The following is a 23,142-nucleotide window of genomic DNA, read 5'->3' as shown; positions in this document are numbered from 1 at the left end:
GGCTATGAAGCCTATAATGGAAAGTCTTACTGGTACTATTTCTTGGATTCCGGCTATATGGCTACAGGCTGGGTAGAGGTAAACGGCAGTAAATATTATCTCTTCCCAAACTCTGATGGATGGAAGGGTAGAATGCTCACCGGTTGGCAGTGGATTGATGGAAACTGCTACTACTTAGACCCGCAAGGACAGAATGAGGGTGCTCTCTATAGAAACACCACTACTCCCGATGGGTTTACAGTAGACTCGGAAGGAAGATGGGTAGTGAATGGAGTGGTGCAAAAAAAGTAAAACAGCCATTATGTTTTATAGAAATGTTTATATAATCTATTTTAGGGAAAAGCTAAAATAGAAAAAGACAGTAATTCTAAACAGAAATTCAACAATGCAAAAGGCAAAGAAACCGAGATAGAAGAGATGCTTCTGTCTCGGTTTGTGGAAGAAGGAGTAATTTATGAAAAGCTTTATCTTGGGGAAGAGAGGAAAGAGGCTAATAGCCCTGTGCCTTGTTATATTACAAGTGCTTTTTCAATTTCCTGTAGAATGGAAAGCGGAGGGAAGTCAAGCAGAAGGAAGTCAAGCAGAGAAAGTTACAAAACTAGATTTTTCTTTTGTAGATCATAACTCAGAACGAGCCGGCTCAATCAAGGTGGAGGTAGAGCTTGTTGTATATAAAAAAATCGATGCAAAAAAGACAGAAGAGACAGATGAAAACGTGCTGTCTTCTTCCGTGATGGATAAAGATAAGGAGGAAAAGGTATCAGCTTCTTTTTTTGAAGATGAAGGGAAAGAAAAGACTAGCTCCAGTACTTTCGGAATAGAACCGGACGGTAACTATACTAAAGAACAAGTCAACTGGGATGAGAGTGACGGATTCAAACACTATTATCCCAGTTCGAAATATAGTGAAGATAAACCTTCTAACAAGATACATCCGACTTATGGAATTGTTCAGAAAGTTTTATTTTATACCGGACAAACCAATCAAGATGGAGAAATTTCCCAGGAAATTCCGGCAGAGTATATGACCAAAAACTATACGATAGAGATTCGTGTACGAGGAAGTAATAAGTCTTATGAAACGTCTGGTTTATATGAAGAACGTATTACAGACGGAAATTTACCGGATGACCTGTATAGAACTATAGAGCTTAAGTTGAATCAAAAAAAGAAAAAGCAGTGGCAAGGAAACTTAGTATTTCCTCCGGTAAATGATGTAATTTTGAAGGAGGGGGAAAGCAATCCTATTCCTTTGGAAGCATACTATCAAAAGGCCAGTGAGGAAGAGGATGTAACTGTACCCCAAATAGAATATTACCTTGCGAATTCCAGGGGAGATAGAACTCGGATTTATGATCCTACTGCTTTTTTAGTTGGTACTTCCGGAAGATATACCATCATCGCCAGAGTACCGGAGGACGCCAATCATGCGTTTTTAGAGGAAGCAAGGAGTTTAGTTGTAAAAAAACGCTTTAATGGAGAAATCATTATAAATAAAAACATTAAAATACCACTGAAAAAGGGTGAAGAGATTCAGCCGGAAATTAATGAAATATTTAAAGCTAAGGTTTACTACTCTATTGTTTCTCCGAAATTAAATGCTTCTATTGAACTTGATGAAAATAGACGCATAATAAGAATGAGGCATATTGGAAAGGCTAGAATAGAGGCCAGAGTAGATGATTGGGTAGACCCTAAGGATGGAACAATATATACGGCTGAACCGGAGATAATTTATATAACGATTACCCCCGGGAACCAGAACCAATTTTCCTTTAGTTTAAAAGATTTTGGACAGCCAAGTGAAGAAGAAAGGGGAGGGAATAAGGTATTCCGGTATACCGTGCATTATGGAAAGGAGAATCAGGAGGGCGGAAGGACTTTAGGCAAACACTCTTTTCGCGTAAGTACCAGAGGCGCTACAGGCACGAGTGTAAGTTATAAGCTTGAAGCAGGAGAGGATATTGCTGATTTTAATGCACAGACAGGAGTCCTTACTTTTAAAAACAGTAAAGTTGGTCCTGTCCTAATATCTGCTACATCTGTTGACCCAACAGGAAATTATGATCCAAAGACCATTTATGCGGAAATCAATGTGGTTTATCCGGACTTCTCTAATTTCATAGATAAGCAAGGGAAAGCTAATGATAAGGGCTGGTATAACACGAATATAATATTCTCCCCTAAGTCAAAAAATGATAGCATTTCCGATAGTGATTCCTGGGATGACACTAAGAATAAGTGGAAAAAAAGTTTTTCAATTGAGGAAAAAGACGGTGCTTTGGAAGGAAGAGAACTTTTTATCAAGAAACCTAACGGAGAAATTGGTAAAGCGTATGTACTTGAAAAGTATAATATTGATACTACCAAGCCGAAGCTTATCTCCATTTCCTATAGGACGGACAAAGAGTCCAGAGTCAAAACCCTTGCGGGCTATGACTTCTATAAAGACACACTGGAAGTGGAACTAGAAGCTAGGGATGAGCGTTCCGGGATGGCTGCCATCTGTTATCGTTTTGACCTACAAGATAGTGATGGGATTGTTCATCAGGGAAATACTTTGTACAAGCTTACGGATAATGACGAGAGATTTAGCAAACCGGATGATTTCAGAGCCATTGCAAAAATCAAGATTGATCCTCAATTCAGGGGAAAGATTGTATTCTTCGCGGTAGATAACGCAGACAATACAAATGAAGATCAGCCTCTTAAAACCGATAAGTATTTGGTAGTGGATACAATAAAACCAAAGGGAAGCTTCGATTTTCAGCCTAAGGGTAAGAAAGTTAATGACCACTTTTATTTTCAAGATAAGGCATTTTTAACTCTGAATGTGGAAGAAAAGAACTTTTTTCCGGAGGATCAAGATTTTTCTTTGAAGGTTTATAGCAGAAGAAATGGAGAAGACAAAGAAAGTTCCTATAGAGTGCAGGGCAATAGGGAAGCTCTCACCTTAAAGAAGAATTCTACTTTCATTAGTGATGGAAGAGAGAGCTTGTTAAAGGACAATTCTACTTCCTTCGTACAAATCATGCCTAATGGGGAACAGAATGATTTGACAATGAATTTCACCCAGGAAGGACATTATCGTTTGTCCTTTGACTATAAGGATCCTTCCGGAAATGCTTTAGAATGGAAGAATACTTTAGGATTAGAGAAGAATGGAGAACTGGCTATCACTGTGGATCATACGGATCCCAAGATTTTCTTTGACCCTTCTTCCGAAAGTGGACAGGTACGGTACTTTGCCAAGGATGTTAAGCTGAAGGCCAATGTGCTGGAAGAAAACTTTAATCCGGCAGCCACCGATCTTTCTTATGTATTTACCCCGGATAGGGTGGAGGGGCGAACTGCTGTGGCAAGTTCCAGCAGCCTTTCTTCCGGAACAGGGGAAAGAAGTATACGGCCGAACAATATAAGCTGGAAGAAGGAAAAGGCTTCCGATTCCACCTTAAATAAGGCGGAGCTTTCCTTAAGTGAAGATGGTAAATATGTGGTGAACTTACATACCACAGATTTTTCCGGAAGAACCGCCAGCGCTTCCAACATTTTGGTGGTGGATAAAACACCGCCTAAGATTCGGCTGACTTTATCCAATGACGGCTTGGCCAATGAGAAATACTTTAGAGAAGCGAGAAGGGGAAAAATCGAAATCGAGGATGCCCACTTGGATTTCTCTTCTCTTCAGATTGATTTTTCCGTAAAGGACAAGGCGGGGAATCCGGTATCTACCGCAAGGAATCATGCAGCATATTTGAAGAACTCGGAGAGCTGGACACAAGAGGGAAATAAATATACCTGCTTGGTAGAGTTTACTGAAGACGGCATTTATCATCTTGGCCTAAAGGTGAAGGACTATGCGGGCAATGAAAATGCCCCCATCGAAGTAGGAGAGACCAAGGCGGCCTTTGATTTTGTGGTGGATAGAAAAGCCCCCACAGGTGCCTTGAAGATTGGTGATTGGGATCGTTCCAAGGATGGAACCCTTTGGACCAAGCTCCTGGATCGTATCAGCTTTGGTCGATTCAGCAATAAGAAGCAGGTCATTCGTTTGCAGGCGGAGGATAACTTAAGCGGTGTCGGGCTGGTGGAAGTTCTTCGGACAAGGGAGAAGATGAGTCTTGCAGACCTGCAGGCAAGTTCTGCATTTAAGAATGTTACCGGCGAAGTAAAGGACGGTTACTGGTCCAAAGAAATCTCTCCTAATGAGACCTTTATTACCTATGTCCACTTAAAGGATATGGCCGGAAACCAGTATTACCTAAGCTCTGATGGGGTAATTTTAGACCAGCAGAATCCGGAAATTCACATTACTTTGCCTAAGGAAGAGGAGAAGAACGGCCTCTATAAGAAGGATGTGGTGGTAGGCATTTCCGTAACGGAGCCCAGCCCCGGAAACAGCTATGCCGGTTTAAAGGATGTAAGCTATACCGTTTACAGAGACGGTATAGAAACCCAGGCAGGCTCTCTCTATCATTTTTCCAAGGAGGAGCCCCAGTTAAACGACTTAAAGAAGTCCTATGATGATGCTCATGCTCTTACGATTTTGGCTAAGGACAACAACAGTAATGACGTGTTACTGAAAATCAAGGCAGTGGACAATGCCGGAAACCAAACGGTAAAGGAAGAGCGTCTTAGCATTGATATTACAAAACCGAGGGTCACATTATCTTTCGACAACAATCGTGTGGAAAATGAGTTTTATTTTAAAGAAAATCGAACGGCTACCATTACGGTAGAGGAGAGAAACTTCTCCCAGGATGCCTTCAAGATTTTGATTACAGACCCGGCGGGAGGAAAGGACGGCAGGCTTTTGGAGGTGGAAAGGGATTCCTTCCAAAAGGTTTCCGGAAGCGGAGACAGCACCAGATGGGAAAGCCGTATTTACTTCAATAAGGACGGAGATTATCAGCTTTCCATCACCGGAGAGGATTTGGCCGGAAATGCCATGGAAGACCTGGTCTATGCAGAGGGTACTCAGGCAGCTTTGGACTTTACCGTGGATAAAACTGCCCCTGTACTCAGTGTAAGCTATGACAACAATACCGCAAACCATGAGTTTTATTACAAGGAAGGAAGAAGGGCGGAGATTTCCATTGAGGAGAAAAATTTCCGTTCGGATCTTGTGGACTATTCCGTGTTGAAGGATGGCGGCCGAGAGGGTCATGGCAGCGCCCTGTCCTCCTTTAGCGGTGGAGAAGGTCGGGGCGTTTCCGAGCTTCATCATCAGGCAAGCATTTCCTATGAAGAGGATGGAGACTATCAGTTCAACATCCGGGTGAAGGATTTGGCGGGAAATGAGGCCCTGGCTTATCCGGAAGATCATTTTGTCATTGACAGAACGGCTCCCAGTCTGACGATTAGTGATATTTTGAACGAGTCTGCCAATAAGGGAGAGGTCAGTCCCAAGATTTCTTACGGGGATCGCTATCTGGATCAGGATGCTTTGTCTTTGAAGCTTGTAGGAGAGGTACATGGAGAGCATGAGCTGTCTTCTCAGCAGGGCGGAAGCATTTCCATAGCCAGAACGGATGCCTTAAACCTTCCTATGCAGAAGTCTATGGAGGAAACCGAGTCTCAAAAGCAGAAGCAGGAGGAGAAAGAGGGCATTGTTTACCAAAGCTCCGCAGGGGGAGAAGAGGGAAATCTTTCCTTCCAAAACTTCCCGGAGGAGCCGGATACGGACGATGTGTACCGGCTTTCCGCAAAGATTGTGGACATGGCGGGAAATGAAACTACGGAAGAGCTTTGGTTCTCCGTAAATCGTTTCGGTTCCACCTATCTTCTGTCCGACAGGGCGAAGGCTCTGCAGGGTACCTACCAGAAAGAGGGAGAAGAGATTCTGATTTCGGAAATCAACGCGGATGAGGTTTTGTCTTCTGCTTTAACCTTATACAGAAATGAGGAGAAGCATGCCCTTTCCGAGGGGGCGGAGTATCAGACTACTCGCTCCGGCGGAAACGGAAAATGGTATCGGGGAGATTATCTGATTAAGAAGGATAACTTCGACAAGGAAGGCCTGTATCATTTGCAGATTTCCTCTCAGGATAAGGCAGGAAACCTTGCCAGCACGGAACAGACCGAAAGAGGGGCAGAGCTTCGCTTCGGTATCGACAGAACACCCCCCAGAATCCTGCTTTCCAATGTGGACAATCAGGGGGTATACCGTGGTGATTCCCTGGATCTGGATTTATCCGTACAGGATAACCTGTGGCTGGAGCAGGTGGATGCCATCGTGGATGGAACGGAAGAACTAAGCTGGAAGGACAAGAGCTTGCAGGAAGCGGTTGCAAAGGACAGCTTCCCCTTGCAGATTTCCGGAGAAAAGGGAAAACGACATAAGCTTTTGGTGGTAGCAAGAGATGCAGCCGGCAATGAAAGCCGAAAGGAAGTTTCCGACTTCGTGATTACCAACAATCCTTTGCTTCGTCTTATTTCTCAGAAAAACTTTGCCAGAAATGCCGCCATCGCTACTGTGGCAGGCTTAATGGGACTGTCCTGCCTGGTCAACGGCCCAAGCCTCTTACAGGAGCTGAAGCGGAGAAGACTGAGGGGAAAGATAAGATAGGAAAATTTTTGACTTTCAAGACAGAAATTTTGACTTTCAAGACAGAAAATAATTGACAGAACAAAGGAGAAAAGCGTATAGTCCCGTCTTTGACAGTTGCGAAAGAGTCAAGAGCCCATAAACGGCGTAATTACGCCATTTATGGGCTCTTGTTGTGGTGCGCCTAGCGGCGCACGTTTCTAACGGGTTAAAGTCCCGAATCCGCCCGGTAGTGGGAAGGATATAGCCGAAGGCAAGGGTGTCGAGGGTGACCTCGAATCTGAAGGAAGCTGGATATGAGGAAGATACTAACTCATGGGCAAATCTCTGGTCTGACGAACAGAAATCTCATATGAGGTTATGCATGAGGATAAGACTGCAAGACAAGCCAAAGTCCAATAACTACACGGAATCATGCATGATAGATGAGGCAGATATATGGAGAGGAAGAAACGTGTGGTACCTAGGGAGGTCTGTGTGATATGCCTCGAAAGAGGTAACCATTGTCCAAAGCAATGCTGAACACACAGAAGTCAGCAGAGGTCATAGTAGTCGAGAGACAAAGGACCGAATCAGTAGGAGTCTCAAGTATGACTGAGAAAGGAGGAATGACTGGTTATGGCAGAAAACATTGAAAACAATGGCTGTTCGCAAAGAGATAGTGCGGAACATGAAGGGTATGCGAAAGCGCGTAGGTCATTCAATCTGATATGGAAAGAAAGAGGCAGTGCACAGCCGAAGCTCTTAGAAGCGATACTGCATAAAGATAACTTTAACAGAGCGTATAAGAGAGTGAAGGCAAACAAGGGAGCACCTGGAATTGATGGTATGACCATCGAAGAGGCACTTCCTTATCTTCAGGAACATCAACAGGAGTTAACTAACCGTATCTATCGTGGAAAGTATACTCCGTCTCCAGTAAGACGAGTTGAGATTCCCAAACCAGATGGTGGTGTGCGAAAGCTTGGCATACCAACAGTGATAGACCGTACACTTCAACAGGCGATAACACAACAGTTAGTTCCAATCTATGAGCCACTTTTTACAGACGGCAGCTACGGTTACCGTCCAAACAGAGACGCAAAAGGAGCAATACTTAAGATTAAGGAGTACGCTGAACAGGGCTACACATATGCGGTAGTTCTAGATTTATCGAAATATTTCGATACAATCAACCACGAGATTCTTATCAACCTTCTGAGGAAAAATGTTAAAGATGAACGTGTGGTGCAACTTATCAAGAGGTATCTGAAAAGTGGCGTAATGGAAAATGGAGTGGTTATTGAAACAGAGGAAGGGTCGCCACAAGGAGGGAATTTATCCCCTTTGCTCGCGAATATCTACCTCAATGAGTTCGACCGGGAGTTTTTGAAAAGAGGTGTCCCATGCATAAGGTATGCAGATGACATAGTGCTTCTTGCGAAAAGCAGAAAGGCATCAGAGAGACTCTTAGAGAGCAGTACGAGGTATCTTGAGGAGAAACTGAAACTTACAGTGAATCGAGAGAAAAGCCGCACTGTCAGTGTATTTGCAATCCGAAATTTTAAATTCCTTGGCTTTGCACTGGGAAGGAACAGAAGTGGCATATATGTCCGAGTTCATGCAAAGTCTTGGGAGAAGTTTAAGTCGAAACTGAAAGAGCTTTCTTCCCGTAAGCGCTGTCAGTCAATCAAGCCGAGCCTAGAAAGAATCAAGGTATACGCAAGAGGGTGGCTTAACTACTATGGAATAGCAAGTATGAAGAGCAACATGAATGATATCAACGGATGGCTCTATCACAGAATACGTATGTGTGTATGGAAACAATGGAAATGTGTGCGAACCAGATACCGAAACCTGAGGGTCATGGGAGTTCCTCAAGACCTAGGGTGGAAAACGGCAAACAGCAGACGAGGCTATTGGTTTACAACACATACAGTTGTCATGAACATGGCAATGACAAAAGAAAGACTGATAAACAGTGGCTTTTACGATTTAGCCACAGCCTATCAGTCTGTGCACGTCAACTATTGAAAGCGCTGTATACGAGAACCGTACGTACAGTGCTGTGAGAGGACGGCGGTTAGTCGCCGCCTCCTACTCGATCGCCTAGCGACGCACGTTTCTTTTTGAATTCTAGCAATATTTCTACTTTCGCTTTGCGTTTAAAATCTTTTTTATTTCTCTTTGAGATATAATCTCGTAATCCGTTCTAATTAGTTGCATTGTAACAAATTTCCGGTTCGGCGTGTTGTTGAAGACACGGTTTGAAGTTGATGATAGTCCTGCATCTGAACAATCGGATTCGGACGGTTTTCTTTGGAATGACCATATTTTCTGAAATCATCCACTTCCTCAATCTCGAAGTAATAGTTAGTGCAGTCATAGTAAAGAACTCTTTTATGTCGATTCAGTACCATTTCGGAATTCTTGTAAAGTTGAGACCGGAAAAAATCATTCTCTTTTGCAAGGATTTCCAGTGCACGGTAAACGTGATGGAGCTTGCAGTCAGGCTTTTCAAGGCCTGAGGAGATTTTGGAACTATTTAACTGTCAAACTCCCGATAGCTTTAATGGCATTAATTATAGATAAGAATAGAAATAATTTAATATAAATATTGAAAAATAAGAATCCATAAGTTAGTATAAACTATAATAGAGAATTGTTTAAAGTTATGTAATATGTATAGAAAAATAACAATGGTAGTTCACTATCTAAAAAGATGCGTTTATGCAGGGGGGACAGATGGAAAAGTTTTCAATGAGTATTTCTTTCCATGGGAGAGTCATGAAAAATTTTATGACTCTTATTCTATGGATTATTTTCTTGCCGGTAATTTTCATTCCAAAGCTTAGGGACAGAATCGTTCCCATGAATATTTTAGAATTTCATAAAAAACTAAAGTTCTTTCTGTATTCTCATGTCAATGGCGGAAAGGGAATGATTTCTATTTTTTTGGCATTAACCGTTTCTCCTTTGTTGATGTGTACTTTGATTTTCGTGGAATATGCCAGAATACAAAGCGCACAAGCCATTATTGAAGAGCTGATGGGAAGCTCTATTTTTTCTGCTCTTGCCCATTATGACCCCTACTTGGATGAACGTTTCGGTTTTATGGCGGTGAGACAGGATCAGGAGGAGTCTTTGGATTCTCGTTATCAAAGCTATCTGGAAGCGAATGTTCAAGGATTCGGAAAGGCCATCAGCTTATCAGGAAGCTCGGCAGAGGGAAAAAACTCGCTTATTGAACCTTTAGTATTAAGGCAGGAGGTATTCGAGTACAGTGAGCTTTCCGTACCCATCAATACTTTGGAAGAGGGCTTAAATATAAAAGAATTATTGGATTACTACCATAAAAAAAATCCTTTACAGATTTGCAAAAATTTACTGGATAGTGGAAACAATGTAATTGATATTACGGATTCTGCTATTAATATGGCAAAATCTTTAAAAGAATACTGCGATGAAGCAAAGAAATATGTAGAGTCTTTAACAAAGTATAAAGAAGCAAGAAAGGCCTATGATAATGCGTATCAAGCTTTAGAAGAGGCAAGAAGCAGGAAAGATAATGGAGAAGAGATTTCTTTGGATTCTTACATTAGTGAAGTAGATAGCAAGGCCAGAGCCTTTGGCACAGCTACCGATGATTTAAAAGAGAGGCTTTCTTCTTTAAAAGAGAAAGAGAGAGATTTTTTAAAAAGCAGGGAAAAATATGCAAAAGGATTAGATGAACTACTGAGCAATACCCAAGAATACTATAAGAATAAGTATAAGAATAAGTATGGTAAAGATACAATAGAGGATCCTTTTTTTGCCACTTATAATGTAATGAATAATCAGGCTCAAAAATTTATAGATAACCAGCAAAAGGAAATATATAATGACGGACAAGAAGATGATGAAAAACTAGAAGCGCAGGCTAAAAAACTGGAGTCTTACTCTGCTGAAGCAGATGATAAAATTGAAGGATATATTGTTCTCTCTGAAGCAGAAAGTATTGATAAAATAACGGCTGCCTTATATGGAGAAATGGAAAATACCATTAAAGGCTCTGATTCTACGATTGATCTTGTAAGAAGTCTTAAGGACTTACTGTATCAGATTATAGGGACAAAAGTATTATATGATGGTTCCTTAGATTCTAATTTGGATCCCAGTGAGTTGATTAATCAAAGCGGTGTGCTGGACTTGGGGACAGCGGAAATAACGGATAGCGTTGTGAATTTATTATCTTCTATTTGGCAGTTCTTAATGGCGGCAGCAGATGGAGATTTTTTCGCGACGTTAACAGCTCTTGGAACTTTTTTGAAGAGCCTAGTCACCTTCTTTAAGGGTATATTTGATTGGGCAAGTAGCAGGCTCCAAAATCTTGGGCGTCTACTTTCCGGTGGAGAGTCCCTGGGGAAGAATTTTCTGCTCTATGGCTATGGTGTTTACAATATGCCAAATAGAACCAATTATAGTGATGGTTCCAGTTTAACGGGATATGAGTATAGTAATATTTTTGAAATGGCCGGTGGTACTTATAATATCGGTTTTCTAGACGGAGATTTCTGGCATTATCCTAAAATGGATAATGTGGAAGGAAGGGACAAACTCTACAAGGGAGCAGAGCTGGAGTATCTTTTAACCGGTTCCAACTCGGAAAAAGGTGCACAGGTGGGTACCTTCTTTAATGGCTTCTTATTAAGATTGGTCTCTAATCTCCCGGCTATTGCAAGTTCTGACTGGATTACAGAAACAAGTGTTACCGGTCCCTTCGTAGTAGTTGTTTTTGTGATACTTCTTTTACTAGAGTCATTTATAGATATGATACTTTTGGTAAACAAACAATCCGTTAGTCTTATTAAGATGAAGGCCTATATGTCTACTGAAGGCATATCAAACTTTATCGAGGATTTTTCAAAGTGTAGGGGGTTAAATGATGAAACAGCGAAACAAATCAAAAAGGGCACTCAGGATACAGCGGATAAGATCGCAGCAGAAGCAAAAAATAAAATAAATAGTACATTCGGAGGTACGACAGAAAGCAGTGAAGAATCAGATAACAACGATTCTAAAACAGAGAACGCTGAATCGAAAGCTACCAAAGATACCACAAAACCAGATAATGATAATTCCAATTCAGAGAACAATGCATCGAAAGCTACAAAGGATAGTACGAAGCCCCAAAATGATAATTCCAACTCAGGGAATACTGTTCCGCAAGAACCAAAGGAAACCACAGCCACAGAGGCCATGGGCTTAAAAGATGAGAAAGGCCTTATGAAGCTGGACTATGGGGAGCATTGTTTAATTTTGATGCTTTTAGGAACAAATCAAGATCAGTATCTTATGCGGTTACAGAACCTTGTGCAATTGGAGGCAAAGGAAAAGTATAAGGAAAAAACGGATTATCATTTGAGTAAAGCTTATACCGGAATTACCGCTACCACAGAGTATCAATTAAATGAATTTGTGCCCATTACAAAAAGTACTGGCGGGTTTAAACTTGATTGTACGAAAACGCTTGGGTATTAGAGAACAGTATTATTATGAGGTTTAAAGTATATATCGGAAACGGAAAGTCGAAGCAAGGATTATCATTATATTTGAAAGAAAATAAGCTGTTTATTTCAGTATATCAGGATCACTATCTGTTCCAAGTACCATATACACAGAAAATGCTGGATGCATGGTCAGTAGAAAAAGCAGCACTCAGCCTTAAAGAGTTGAATCAAGAGATTAGAGATACGGTGGGTATTTTTTATCAGTTATCGATGTAAGATAGAGGAGAAATAAGGGAAGGCCAATAAATTGCATCAGAGGTGAAAGCATTCACGGAAGTACAATTTTAAAGGAGAAAATAGGAAAATGGCATTAACAGCTGAAGAAGTAGAGAAATTAAAGGAACTTAAACGCACTGAAGAGTTTAAAAAAAACTATAAACTGATAAAAGACGAACTTGTAAAAAGAGACAGGCAAGGTGTAGACATGGCTGCCAAGGGACTAATTTGTCTCTTCGTGTTGTGCTATCTGCCTCGTCGTGCAGGCTTTCCTTTGGCAGTAGTCCTGCTGTTTGTCTTAATCATCATCCCCTTTTTTAAGAGCAAAAGTGATATCGATTTGGATGATATCTATACAGAACAGATTCTTAATCTGATACTGGGGGCAATACTTCCGAAGGCTAAGATTCACTCCTGGGGAGAAGAGCCTATAGAGGATGTAAAATATGCGGTTCCCAAGTCAGAGAAGTATAATCAATTCTATGCACTGAAATTTCATGATGAACGAAACCTTAGTGTTTGTAATTTGTATGCCTGGCATGAAGAAGAGTACAAGAGTGGAAAGGAAAAACGAACTAAGACAGTGAGGGATTTCCAAGGCGTTTTGTACGCCCTAACTCTGACGGAAGTTTATCAAGGGCATGTACGGATTGTGCCCACAAAGAAACTTGCGCATTTGAATATAGAGACCCAGGGAAAATATGCGGGAGCCTTAGAGGGAGAGCAGAAGATTGATGTGGAGGATGTGCGGCACAATGAAAATTACAACATTTACTGTACGGATGAGATTGCTGCCCGAAAGTTCTTAAGTCCAAGTGTTCTGGCTTGGTTTGATGAGCAGATTTCAGATCAGGGACTTTGTGCCTACCTTAAGGGGAATAAACTTTATATCAGCAAATATACCAATGAATATATGTTTCCGGTGCCGTACACCAAGAAGAAGCTGAGTGAGTGGTCGGTGGAAAAAGCGGCTCTCTATCTAAAAGACTTAAGTCAGGAAGCAAAGGCTATGGCATCGGTTTTTTCTAAATAGTAATGTAAACAATGGGAACAAAAGAGGTGAGTTATGGATGTTCGAAGTGAAGAGGGAACCATAATGCTGGAATGGGGGATAGGAATGATATTTTCTATCTTTATTCTTATGTTTTTTTTGGCCTTATCCGTTCATTTGTATCAGCGAAACATGTTTACAGCAGCCTGCAATGCGGCGGTAGTGAGAGTGGCAGAGAATTATAAATACGAAGGCTTGGAATACAAAGAGGAGATAACGGTACAAGATATTGAAAATATAGGCTTGTATCGCTATCTTAGTCTGAAACAAATTAATCTTCTCATACACGGAAATGAGAAAGCAAGTAGTTTTTTAGGATTTAGACTTACGAAGTACAGTGGCGGAAATGGTGGCGGTAAGGAAACGGTAAGGGTAAAGAGAGTTCCGGATGATCTTGGACGATGCCATTATGTACTGGAAGCGGAAAAAAGCTTTGATTTTCTTTTTGCACCCTTGTTGGAGAAAGTCGACTTAAAAGAATCCAACAAAGTAAAAGTAGTGGCAGTTGCCTCAACCCTGGATGTGCTTCATTACGTCAATACGGTCCATTTTAGCCAGTATTTTAATAATAAAATAAGTGATCTTTCCAAGATAGCAGGATTGGTAGATTCCTTTATCAATCTAGGAAAGGATTTGTTCGGTTTGGTTACTTCTTTTGGAGAGGATTCATGATGGGAAAAGAGGAAAACGATAAAATGAAGAGCAATCGAAATCACGTTGAAGATACCGTTGAAAATAATCTTAAAGAGACGCTGCTTAGAGAAAGAGCTTCCGTTACCTTAGAGGCGGCGATTATCTTGCCCATATTCTGCTTTTTATTTATGGCATTGAATGGTGTGTTCTTTGTGTTTTCGGCGCAGAATCAGGTGATGCATACTTTGGTGCAAACGGCCAATAGTCTGAGTCTGGATCCTTATTGGAATGAAAAAATAAGCTTGGAGAATACCAGTGTAAGTACTATTTTGCAAAGATTTGAGCGTTATGTGGTACGAGACCAAAGCTTCTCTTCTGCGGAAAGCTGGCACAAGAATGAAACAGTGTCTTCCGGTGTACTGGAGGATCGGTTTTATTCCTATTTTACCGGGGATGGAAATAAACTCAGTGCTTATACTAAATTAAAAAAATTGGGGGTAGTAGGGAACATGGAGCTTAGCGGGACGGTCAATAACGGCGACTTAACCCTTGTTGCCAAGTACAAGATGAAGTTTTGGTTTAATCTTTTTAAAACAGAACCATTGGACTTATCCCAGAAGGTGAAGGTTCATTTGTGGGGATTGGAAGACTATTAAAGGGGAAAACATGGCTTTAAAACTAGGCATCGGTGTATTATATCTGCTTCTCTCTGTGTTAGCTATTAAGCTAAGCCACATTTTGCTGGTATGGCATCAAAAACAGCAACAGCGAAAAGGGATAGATAAAAAGGAAACCCATCCGATTTTCAATAAAAAGGCAAAAAATATATTGTATGGATTGTTTATTCTGTTTTCCGCTGTATTTGGCTACTTTACAGCACAGAATGCAGTAGATACCTTTGCTATCGTTCGTCTGACTTTGCTGTATTTTATTTTGGCTGTAGCGGCCATTGTAGACGGGGAAAAATATATTATTCCGAATATCTTAGTACTGATTTTTCTGGTGGCAGGGGTAGTGATAGGCCTCATTGAAATTTTGCATTATCACCTTGGGTGGAAAGAATTCCTTTTCCAGTCCTTAGGCTCCCTGTTTATTATGTTGCTCTTTCTTCTATTGATGGTATTCCTATCAAAGGGGGGACTGGGAATGGGAGATGTGAAATTATATGCTGCCATTGCCTTTTATTCCGGTATCAGTGCAGCCTGTATCATTCTTCTTTTCTCCTTTATTCTTTGTGCGATTACGTTCATCCCCTTTCTGCTTCTAAAGAAAATAAAGATGAAAGATGCCTTTCCTATGGGGGGCTTTATCTTTGTAGGCTATGGTATCAGCTTGATGCTGTCCTTGATATAGTACGGTGCTCTTGAATGGAACAGTAGGAAAGTTCCCCCAAAGAAAAAAGACCGATAAACCATCGCTATGCGGGTTTATCGGTCTTTTTGATGGGCTTTCCTAAAAAGGCTCTTTTTCTTTTAGCTTTGGAATACCTTCGTAAAATCCAAAAGAAAATCCAGCTGCTTCCGAAGCTCCTTATATTCCTTCTCAATGGACAGGCCGTCTACTTCTTCAGGAGTCTGAGGTGTGGGGAAGATAAAGTTATCGGTATATAAGGAGATATACAGCTTATTTCCTTCCAGATAGACACAAAGACCGTTTTGAGAAATGTGTTCGTCAAACCAGGTTAAAACTCTTGGGCTTAGGAACTTTCTTGCGGAAAGCTCATCACTGCAGTAGATGTTGAAGTTTTCGTTATGCTGAATATCCTCCACATCAATTTTCTGCTCTCCGGGAAGGGCTCCGGGATAGGCATCCTGTACTTCTCGTTTTAGAACTAAAGTTTTTTTGGTAGGAACAACCCGTAGCTGTCCGTTAAAGTTTACGGGAAGCTGCATGGAAAATACCTGTCCGACAAAGTCTGTCACCTGAACGTTTTTTGCATATTCCTTTCCGTTTCGGGTCTCTATTCTGGTCTCCATGTGGGAAGAGTAGAGATTACACATGCGGGTGTCCTGCTCATCTCCTAAAGACAGGAAGAAGAAAGGCTCATATTTTTCTGATTTGGGCGTTACCTTTTTCATGGCCTGTAGAGGCAGGCTTCCTCTTTGTCCAAGATTTGCTTTTGGGAAGATTTTCTGAAGAATGGGCTTTAGGAATTCCTCCGCATACAAATCATCGTTATTCTTACCGCCTTTTGCAAAGTAAGCGTTTCTTTGCTCTTTTTTCGGACGATAGACAAAAAAATAAAGGAGCCCTACGAGCAATATTCCGAGTAGCTTAAATACAATAATCAGTAAACCGGCTACGATGGCCGCAACGATAAGATAATTTTTCCATTTAATATTTTCCTGCATCTCCCCACGAATCTTTGTGAGTCGTGCCTGCACCTCAGGGTCATCGGCCAGCTGTCGTACTCGCTCCTGCTCTTCCTGCCGATTTGTTCCTAGGTAATTTTCTTGAAAATCTGCCATGCAATCCTCCTTTATAGCTTAAAATTCATCAGCAAACAAGAAAAAATACAACATAACTATTTTACAACATAGAGGGGAGACAAACAAGGGGCAGAAAAAGCAGAATAGGAAAAATAGAAAATAAAAAAGTTTGATTGATAAATACCCTAAACTTGAAAAAAATAAAAGTTTAGGGTATTCTTATTATCAACTTTAGCAAGGAGGTGTAAGAGGTGGACGAGAATAGAAAATTAAAGAAACGTGGTATTTACTTGAATAAATTGATTGCTTTTAAAGACACGGAGCCGGTGAAGGTTATTACGGGAATCAGAAGGTGTGGTAAGTCCAGTCTTTTAAAGCTGATGCAGGAACATCTCTTGCATTCGGGAGTAAAACAAGAGCAGATTATAGCAATCAATTTTGAATCCTTAGAATTTCAAGAAATGAGTTATAAGGATTTATATGCTTATGTGAAAAAAAAGATTTCGAAGAATCAAAGAACTTATTTGTTTTTTGATGAATTACAAAGAATTCATCAATGGGAAAATGCAATTAATTCCTTTCGAGTAGATTTTAACTGCGATATTTATATTACAGGATCGAATTCCTATCTTTTGTCTTCGGAGTATTCCACCTACTTGGCCGGAAGATATATAGAAGTGAAAATGTATCCGTTGTCCTTTAAGGAATTCATAGACTTTCATGGTTATATTTTGAAAGACTATCAGACTCCTATTGGGGAAACAAAAAAACGTGCCTGGAAGGAAAATGGAGAAATCGCAGAAACAAGAGATTTACTTGATGCTTACATGCGCTATGGCGGAATGCCAGGAATTGCAGATTTTGGCTTGGAGCAAGATAGAGTGATGACTGCGCTGGACGGCATCTATTCAACGGTGGTGCTTCGAGACATCTTAGAACGGGAAAAAAGAAGAGGACAGCGGCAGATTACGGATGCGGAGCTTCTTAGAAAAATCATACTATTTTTAGCTGATAATATCGGCAACACTACATCCTTAAATTCCGTGAGCAATACTCTGGTATCGGAAAATTTGCTGGAAAATCGTGAGAGGCAGGGGAGGCCGGCAACCCAAACTATAGCAACTTATGTAAGCGCTTTAAAAGAATCCTTTATGTTCTACGAAGTCAAGCGATTTGATATTAAGGGGAAGGAGTATTTGAGAACTCTGGGGAAATATTACATCGTGGATATCGGATTAAGAAATTATCTCTTAGGTTTTCGGGATAGAGATAGGGGACATAGCTTGGAAAATATAGTGTATTTTGAATTATTGCGCCGAGGCTATGATGTTGCTATTGGAAAAATAGCTAGTTTGGAGCTTGATTTTGTTGCTACAAAGGCCAATGAAAAGCTTTATGTACAAGTTACGGAGAGCATGCTGGAGGAGACGGTAAGAAACAGAGAATTGAAGCCTTTACAGCAAATTCCCGATAATTATACAAAAATGGTGATTACTTTAGACAAAGCATTGGACGAGGAATATGAGGGAATTCATGTTGTAAGCTTAATTGATTGGCTACTGAACTAGAAAAAGGGCCTACAAAAAATCAAGATATCCATAGTCTTCATGCTGTATAGGAGACAGTTTTGATTTTTTGCAAGCCTCTTTTTTCTTCTGTTTCTTCCGATTTCTTTGTGTTTTGTTCTTCTGCTTTTTTTGTGCTTTATTCTTTTGATTTTTTGCGCTTTATCAGAATGAGATTCTTTTACAAAGTCGGTAAAGTTTTGTTTAATGCAAAACCATTCCCACAAAGATGCCCAGATAATTTCCAATCACATAGCCCAGAGTTCCGATCAGTAGTCCCGGGATAATCAGCTCTGTCCAACCTTTGGATACGGCCATGGCCGCTGCTGTTGTGGGGCCGCCGATATTGGCATTGGAGGCAATGATGATTTCTTCGATGGAGAACTTGAAGATTTTTCCGAAAATCAGGGAAATAATCATATTTACCGCTACCATAATCAAAGCCAGAACCAAAAGCAGAGGGGATTCTTTAATAATCAAAAGAATGGAGGCAGGGGCACCGATTACCGCAAAGAAGAGGTAAATCAGGAAGGTACCGATTTCCTGAGAGCCTTTCACGGAAGACATTTGCTTCGGGAAGAATGAGGCAATCATCATGGTAATAGTGGTAATCAGCAGGTATTTGTTCCCGAAGAAACCGCCCATAAACTGACTGAAGGCGTCCTTTCCGGAGAAGAATCCGCTGATGACTCCGGAGAGCTTGGTGGAAACAGTTACGATGGTAAAGGCAATCCCTACCGCAAAGGCAATGTCCTTTAGGGAAATGCTTTTTGCCCCCCAAAACTTCGCTGCCATGGTTTTGTTTTTATCCCGGTCCTCTTCGGATTGTGCCAAGAGGGCATCCTCATAGGGCTGCTTATACAGTTTTTTGATGATGGCCATGGAAGGCAGGGAAATAAGGACGAAAACATATAGTGCCATCAAAAGATTATCCGCAACGATGGCAGCGGAAACGGTTTTTCCCGGAACAGCATACTGCTCGGACATTGCCACGAAGTTTACTGCGCCGCCGGTATAGGTTCCTACGAACATAGGGATAATATCGTTGAGCTTGGGGATAGCATTTTTCAAGCTAAAGTAAGCGACAAAGCCCCCCAAGAGAGTTCCGGCACTACTCAGAAGATAGATGGCCAGCATTCTGCCGGATTCTTTTAAAATCTTTTTTACATTGGCATTGAAGAGAAGCAGGGGCACCGCCAGGGGAACCACATAGCTCCATACCGCATCATATACCGGTGACTCTGTAGGGATGATGTTCAGGTTTGCCAGCACCAAAGTGAAGATTGTGGCTAAGATACAGCCGGTAATCTTGTTGGCCCAGACATATTTTTGTTCCAGGTAGATAGAGATAGCCACGCTAAGGGACAGAATAGTCCATAGCGCCCAAGTATCTTCCGCGGAAATCAATGTTGTCATAAATATACCTCTTTCTATAATGGGGAATTTCCTCTTATCCTGGGGCATTACGCTTCGCAATTAGGCATTGCCTATTGCTTTAAGGGGCAATGCCTTTTGGCCGCTTGGCCTATGCCGCCTTTACAGTACTCTAAGCGTCGGAGCGGGAATAGGAGTTTTTCATCACGCTGCTGGCTTCAAACAATACCTTGTCCAAAAGCTCGGCGGTTTCCTGCTTGGCACAACGGGCAATCTTTTCATTGCATTCTTCCAGCATTGCTCGAATTTCTTCCTGACTTCTCTTTTTCTTTGCAATTTCCTTCTTGCACTCCAGAATCAGCTGATAGCACTTGGCTTGTACGGAGTTCTGATAGCGCTCCACGTGGAAACGGCTGATGGCGTAGGAAGCATTTGCCAAAGCGCCGATGAGCCGGTTGTTCCAATAAAAGCTGTCGGTGCTGACTTCCTTCCTGGTGGTGCTGAAGTAAGCGGGAATCTTTCCCACGGAGGAGAAGAGGGGAATCAGGGCATTAAAGACATTGCTTCCGAAGGCAAGCCAGGTAATGCACTCCAAGTCCTTAATCTTTTCTTCTTTATTCTGATGGAGAGACAGGAAACAGGTGCGCTCGATGCCGATGGGACGGAACTGTCCCACATGACTGGCATCACCGTATTTTCCGTAGCAGTCATATTTGGTGCCTTGGAAATGAGAGGAGAGCACGTATTTTACATCCATGGGACTAATCTTCTTCTCCGGCACCATGCTCCAGGGGATGTCATCGGAATCCGGGGTGAAGTCTGCATTTTCCCCTTCATAACGGAAGCAGTGGGGATTCAAGGTCTTCAGCATATACCAGGTTCTGGGAGTGTTATACACATGGTCCGCATCGGAGTGGCTACCGAAGGCGTCTCTTGGATTGAACTCTTCCTCATAGGAAAGATTCAAATGATGCTCTGCGATAAATTCCCTTAAATCCTTGGAGCAGATATGGGATTCCTGCTTTCCGAAGGCATCCTTTAAATCAAAGGAGTCGATGCCTTGCTGGTTGGCCATCATCACATAGGAATCATCCGGAACTCTTTTGGCGATGAAATGGTGTCCGCCGATGGTTTCCAGCCACCAAATCTCCTTGGTATCGGAAAAGGCGATTCCGTTCATCTCATAGGTGCCGTACTTTTCCAAAAGCTCTCCGAGACGAAGGACTCCTTCTCTTGCGGAATGAATATAGGGCAGCAGCAAGCTTACCATATCTTCTTCCCCGATGCCTCCGGGAATTTCTGCCCTGCCTTCCTTGTGAAGTACTACCAAGGGATCCGCTGCCAGTACCAGCTCGTTACTGGTAATGGTTTCCGTAGCGGAAACGGAGACATTGGCACTGTTGGTGCCGGCGCCTGCCCAGATACCATTATCGTTTAAGGCGTTGGGGAAGCAAATGTAATCCAGTGCCTTGTCCGGAAGAGGAATCTCCACATGAGACAGCACGGAACGGTATTTCTTGGGAGGATTCTTTCCGGAAACGGAAATCATTTTCTTCAGAGTATACTCTCCGGAACCGGAATCCATATTACGGGCGATCATAGTGGAACCGTCGTAGCTGGCATCCTTACCAACCAAAATTGTTGTACAAGACATAGCAAATTCTCCTTTCAAATGTTTTTTTCTATTATATAATGCACAATTTCAGAAAGCAAACGATGGTTTTGAAATGCCTTTCGCTTGCTACCGAAAGCCGATTCATGGTATAAACAAAGGGTTGGAGAAGGATTGGAAAAGGACAGCATAAAGGAGGCACTATGGAAGAACAGGGATACGAGAACAATAACGGTAATGTAGGCGGAGAGCAGCAGAGCATGGAAAAACAGTACAGCAGAGATACTTTGGAAAGAAGGCCCGGACCATGGGATATTTCCGAGGAAGACCTGCCTGAGGAGCTTAAGGTGGTACCGGCTCTTCACTTCTTCCTGTATCAGGTGGTTTTTGCGATTCCTCTGGTAGGACTTATTGTGGTGATTATCATGAGTCTCGGAGCTACGAAAAATAAGAATATTCGAAATTTTGCCAGAGCCCAGCTGATTGCCATTGTGGTGGGAATTGTTCTGACAATGTTGTTCGGAGCGGCAATTCTCAGCTTTTTCCTGGCTTTTGTGGGCCCCTATTTGGATCATCCCCCCATCGTATAAAGAGGAATTTCCATCCTAATCTCGATACAATGAATTGTATTGTTTTGGAAGAAAGGAAGCTCTATGGCCAAGGAAATGTGGAAGCCCGGAAATATGCTGTATCCGGTGCCTCCTGTGCTGGTGACTTGTCAAAATAAAAAAGGAGAAAGCAACATGCTTACGGTGGCCTGGGCAGGAACAGTCTGCTCCACACCGGCTATGCTCTCCATTTCCGTTCGGAAGGAGCGTTACTCCCATGCTATGTTGATGGAAACCGGAGAGTTTGTAGTAAATCTTCCTACGGAAGATTTGGTACGGGAAACGGATGAGGCCGGTGTACGTTCCGGAAGAAATATCAATAAGTGGGAAAAGCTGCATTTGCATCAGGAAGAGGGGAAAATGCTTTCCGTTCCCATGATTTCAGAGTGCCCGGTAAATATGGAATGTAAAGTAAAGCAGGTATTGGAGCTGGGAAGTCACGATCTGTTTTTGGCGGAAATCCTGGCGGTTCATGTAGACTCTTCCTTATTGGATGAAAAGAAACGCTTGCAACTGGAAAAGGCAAAGCTTTTGGCTTATTCCCACGGACAATATTTCGGTCTTGGAAAAGTCTTGGGAAGTTTCGGATTTTCCGTGCGAAAAGGAGCAAAGAAAAAGACAGCAGGAACAGAAAGGAAAAAGCATGGCAGCAGAAGAAAATAAAGACATGGAAGAAGAGCTGGTGGGGCTTTCCGAAGACTTAGCCAGATGGAATGCCAGAAGATCCAAGGAGGAGCAGTACCATCTTATCGAAGAAGAATCCGAGAAGCTTAGGGCTAAAAATCAAGAAGAATTTTCTGAAGATAGAAGAGGACAGAACAAGGAAGGAATCACCGAGGCAGGACAGAAGAATACTTCTTCAGAGCAGGACGTAGATGGCCTGAAAAACGGAAGATGGACTACGGAAGAGCTTCATCGTTATCGCCGCGCAGGAGATAAGATTCCGGAATATACCGCAGGATATTTGCCCGGTGAAGAGAAGTTTATTCGTTTCATGATGTCCTATTATAAGAAGAAAATCTGGGGATTGGTTTTTATCTTTTGGTTTGCTCTAGGCCTTTTGGCATTTACTCAGTATTGGATGGGAAATAGCTTTTTTGCCATTTGCATGGTAATTCTTATGGTTCTTGTTCCATTTTTGCTGTTTTATCTTTATAAGGGACAACTTCAGAATCTGTATCGGTCTTCCAATAAAAAGCTGAATTTACCGGTAAGCATCGCCTTCTATAAAAACTACTTTTTGATGAAGACGGAACGCAGCAGCATGATTGTGTACTATGAAGAGCTGAAAAACATCATAGATATGGAGACGTTGTATCTTTTGGATATCGGTGGCAATGCGCTGATTCCCGTAGACAAGGACAGCTGCAGCGAGTCCTGCAGGGACTTCCTGGAGGCAGTACGGAAGAACCTTCTTATGGGAAGGTAATCTAAGTAGAAAAAAGGAAATAAAAAGAGCTGAATAAAGACTATTATTTTAGCTTTTCAATACAAAATAACTTCGAAACAGGGGCACGCTCCCGCTAACCTCGCCTCGCAGGGGTTCTAAGCTTTTATAAAACAAAAGCCAAGAACCCGC

General features: G+C 41.9%; 15 protein-coding genes and 2 pseudogenes. 13 read left to right on the top strand and 4 right to left on the bottom strand.

All coding sequences use genetic code 11. From position 1 onward, the window contains the following. From HNQ46_RS12200 to ltrA, 3 genes and pseudogenes are all read left to right on the top strand, one after another. Positions 1 to 291 (top strand): annotated as a pseudogene (locus HNQ46_RS12200) (hypothetical protein); the annotation flags it as partial. Positions 292 to 454: 163 nt separating this feature from the next. Next, positions 455 to 6,568 carry a DUF7743 domain-containing protein gene (locus HNQ46_RS11605; RefSeq protein ID WP_183684834.1) on the top strand — a complete coding sequence of 2,038 codons (6,114 nt, stop codon included), beginning with the start codon at positions 455 to 457 and terminating at the stop codon, positions 6,566 to 6,568. 597 nt (positions 6,569 to 7,165) lie between these two features. Next, a complete protein-coding gene (gene ltrA / locus HNQ46_RS11600; protein ID WP_183684833.1) occupies positions 7,166 to 8,560 on the top strand; it encodes a group II intron reverse transcriptase/maturase in 1,395 nt (464 codons plus the stop codon). A 254-nt stretch (positions 8,561 to 8,814) separates the two neighbouring features. On the opposite strand, the pseudogene HNQ46_RS12415 reads toward ltrA, so the two are convergent. After that, a pseudogene (locus tag HNQ46_RS12415) lies at positions 8,815 to 9,048 on the bottom strand (IS1634 family transposase); the annotation flags it as partial. Between the two features lie 622 nt (positions 9,049 to 9,670). On the opposite strand from HNQ46_RS12415, the gene HNQ46_RS11595 reads away from it, so the two are divergent. From HNQ46_RS11595 to HNQ46_RS11570, 6 genes are all read left to right on the top strand, one after another. Continuing rightward, positions 9,671 to 12,046, top strand: coding sequence for a prolipoprotein diacylglyceryl transferase (locus HNQ46_RS11595; protein ID WP_183684832.1), 2,376 nt, complete (start codon positions 9,671 to 9,673; stop codon positions 12,044 to 12,046). A 14-nt stretch (positions 12,047 to 12,060) separates the two neighbouring features. Continuing rightward, complete coding sequence (locus tag HNQ46_RS11590; RefSeq protein WP_183684831.1) at positions 12,061 to 12,291, top strand: hypothetical protein; 231 nt, start codon at positions 12,061 to 12,063, stop codon at positions 12,289 to 12,291. Positions 12,292 to 12,379: 88 nt separating this feature from the next. Then, positions 12,380 to 13,324: a DUF3137 domain-containing protein gene (locus HNQ46_RS11585; protein WP_183684830.1), complete on the top strand. Its 945-nt coding sequence runs from the start codon at positions 12,380 to 12,382 to the stop codon at positions 13,322 to 13,324. A 33-nt stretch (positions 13,325 to 13,357) separates the two neighbouring features. Further along, positions 13,358 to 14,014 (top strand): hypothetical protein, encoded by a 657-nt coding sequence (locus HNQ46_RS11580; protein WP_183684829.1) that lies wholly within the window; start codon positions 13,358 to 13,360, stop codon positions 14,012 to 14,014. Then, on the top strand, positions 14,011 to 14,631 hold the full coding sequence (locus HNQ46_RS11575) for a TadE family protein (RefSeq protein WP_183684828.1): 621 nt from the start codon (positions 14,011 to 14,013) through the stop codon (positions 14,629 to 14,631). Before HNQ46_RS11580 ends, HNQ46_RS11575 begins: the two co-directional genes overlap by 4 nt. A 10-nt stretch (positions 14,632 to 14,641) precedes the next feature. Beyond that, complete coding sequence (locus HNQ46_RS11570) at positions 14,642 to 15,328, top strand: prepilin peptidase (RefSeq protein ID WP_183684827.1); 687 nt, start codon at positions 14,642 to 14,644, stop codon at positions 15,326 to 15,328. Positions 15,329 to 15,447: 119 nt separating this feature from the next. Here the strand turns inward: HNQ46_RS11570 and HNQ46_RS11565 are convergent, their stop codons facing one another. Beyond that, positions 15,448 to 16,443 (bottom strand): DUF3137 domain-containing protein, encoded by a 996-nt coding sequence (locus HNQ46_RS11565; RefSeq protein ID WP_183684826.1) that lies wholly within the window; start codon positions 16,441 to 16,443, stop codon positions 15,448 to 15,450. 212 nt (positions 16,444 to 16,655) lie between these two features. Here HNQ46_RS11565 and HNQ46_RS11560 point away from each other — a divergent pair, with 212 nt between their 5' ends. Further along, complete coding sequence (locus HNQ46_RS11560) at positions 16,656 to 17,972, top strand: ATP-binding protein (protein WP_183684825.1); 1,317 nt, start codon at positions 16,656 to 16,658, stop codon at positions 17,970 to 17,972. Positions 17,973 to 18,173: 201 nt separating this feature from the next. Here the strand turns inward: HNQ46_RS11560 and HNQ46_RS11555 are convergent, their stop codons facing one another. Both HNQ46_RS11555 and HNQ46_RS11550 read right to left on the bottom strand, forming a co-directional pair. Further along, positions 18,174 to 19,385: a DUF819 family protein gene (locus tag HNQ46_RS11555; RefSeq protein WP_183684824.1), complete on the bottom strand. Its 1,212-nt coding sequence runs from the start codon at positions 19,383 to 19,385 to the stop codon at positions 18,174 to 18,176. Positions 19,386 to 19,515: 130 nt separating this feature from the next. Beyond that, on the bottom strand, positions 19,516 to 20,997 hold the full coding sequence (locus HNQ46_RS11550) for a C69 family dipeptidase (protein WP_183684823.1): 1,482 nt from the start codon (positions 20,995 to 20,997) through the stop codon (positions 19,516 to 19,518). A gap of 161 nt (positions 20,998 to 21,158) precedes the next feature. Between HNQ46_RS11550 and HNQ46_RS11545 the strand changes: the two genes are divergently transcribed. The 3 genes from HNQ46_RS11545 (at position 21,159) to HNQ46_RS11535 (ending at position 22,992) form a co-directional block, all read left to right on the top strand. After that, entirely contained in the window at positions 21,159 to 21,545 is a 387-nt protein-coding gene (locus HNQ46_RS11545) for a hypothetical protein (protein WP_183684822.1), read from the top strand. A gap of 63 nt (positions 21,546 to 21,608) precedes the next feature. Further along, positions 21,609 to 22,226, top strand: a complete 618-nt coding sequence (locus tag HNQ46_RS11540; RefSeq protein WP_183684821.1) for a flavin reductase family protein — start codon at positions 21,609 to 21,611, stop codon at positions 22,224 to 22,226. After that, a complete protein-coding gene (locus HNQ46_RS11535) occupies positions 22,207 to 22,992 on the top strand; it encodes a YcxB family protein (RefSeq protein ID WP_183684820.1) in 786 nt (261 codons plus the stop codon). Before HNQ46_RS11540 ends, HNQ46_RS11535 begins: the two co-directional genes overlap by 20 nt. Positions 22,993 to 23,142 lie beyond the last annotated feature (150 nt).

Origin of the sequence: Oribacterium sinus (assembly GCF_014202695.1) — a bacterium.
Taxonomy (GTDB): domain Bacteria; phylum Bacillota; class Clostridia; order Lachnospirales; family Lachnospiraceae; genus Oribacterium; species Oribacterium sinus.
This window is presented reverse-complemented; position numbering and strand designations above follow the sequence as displayed.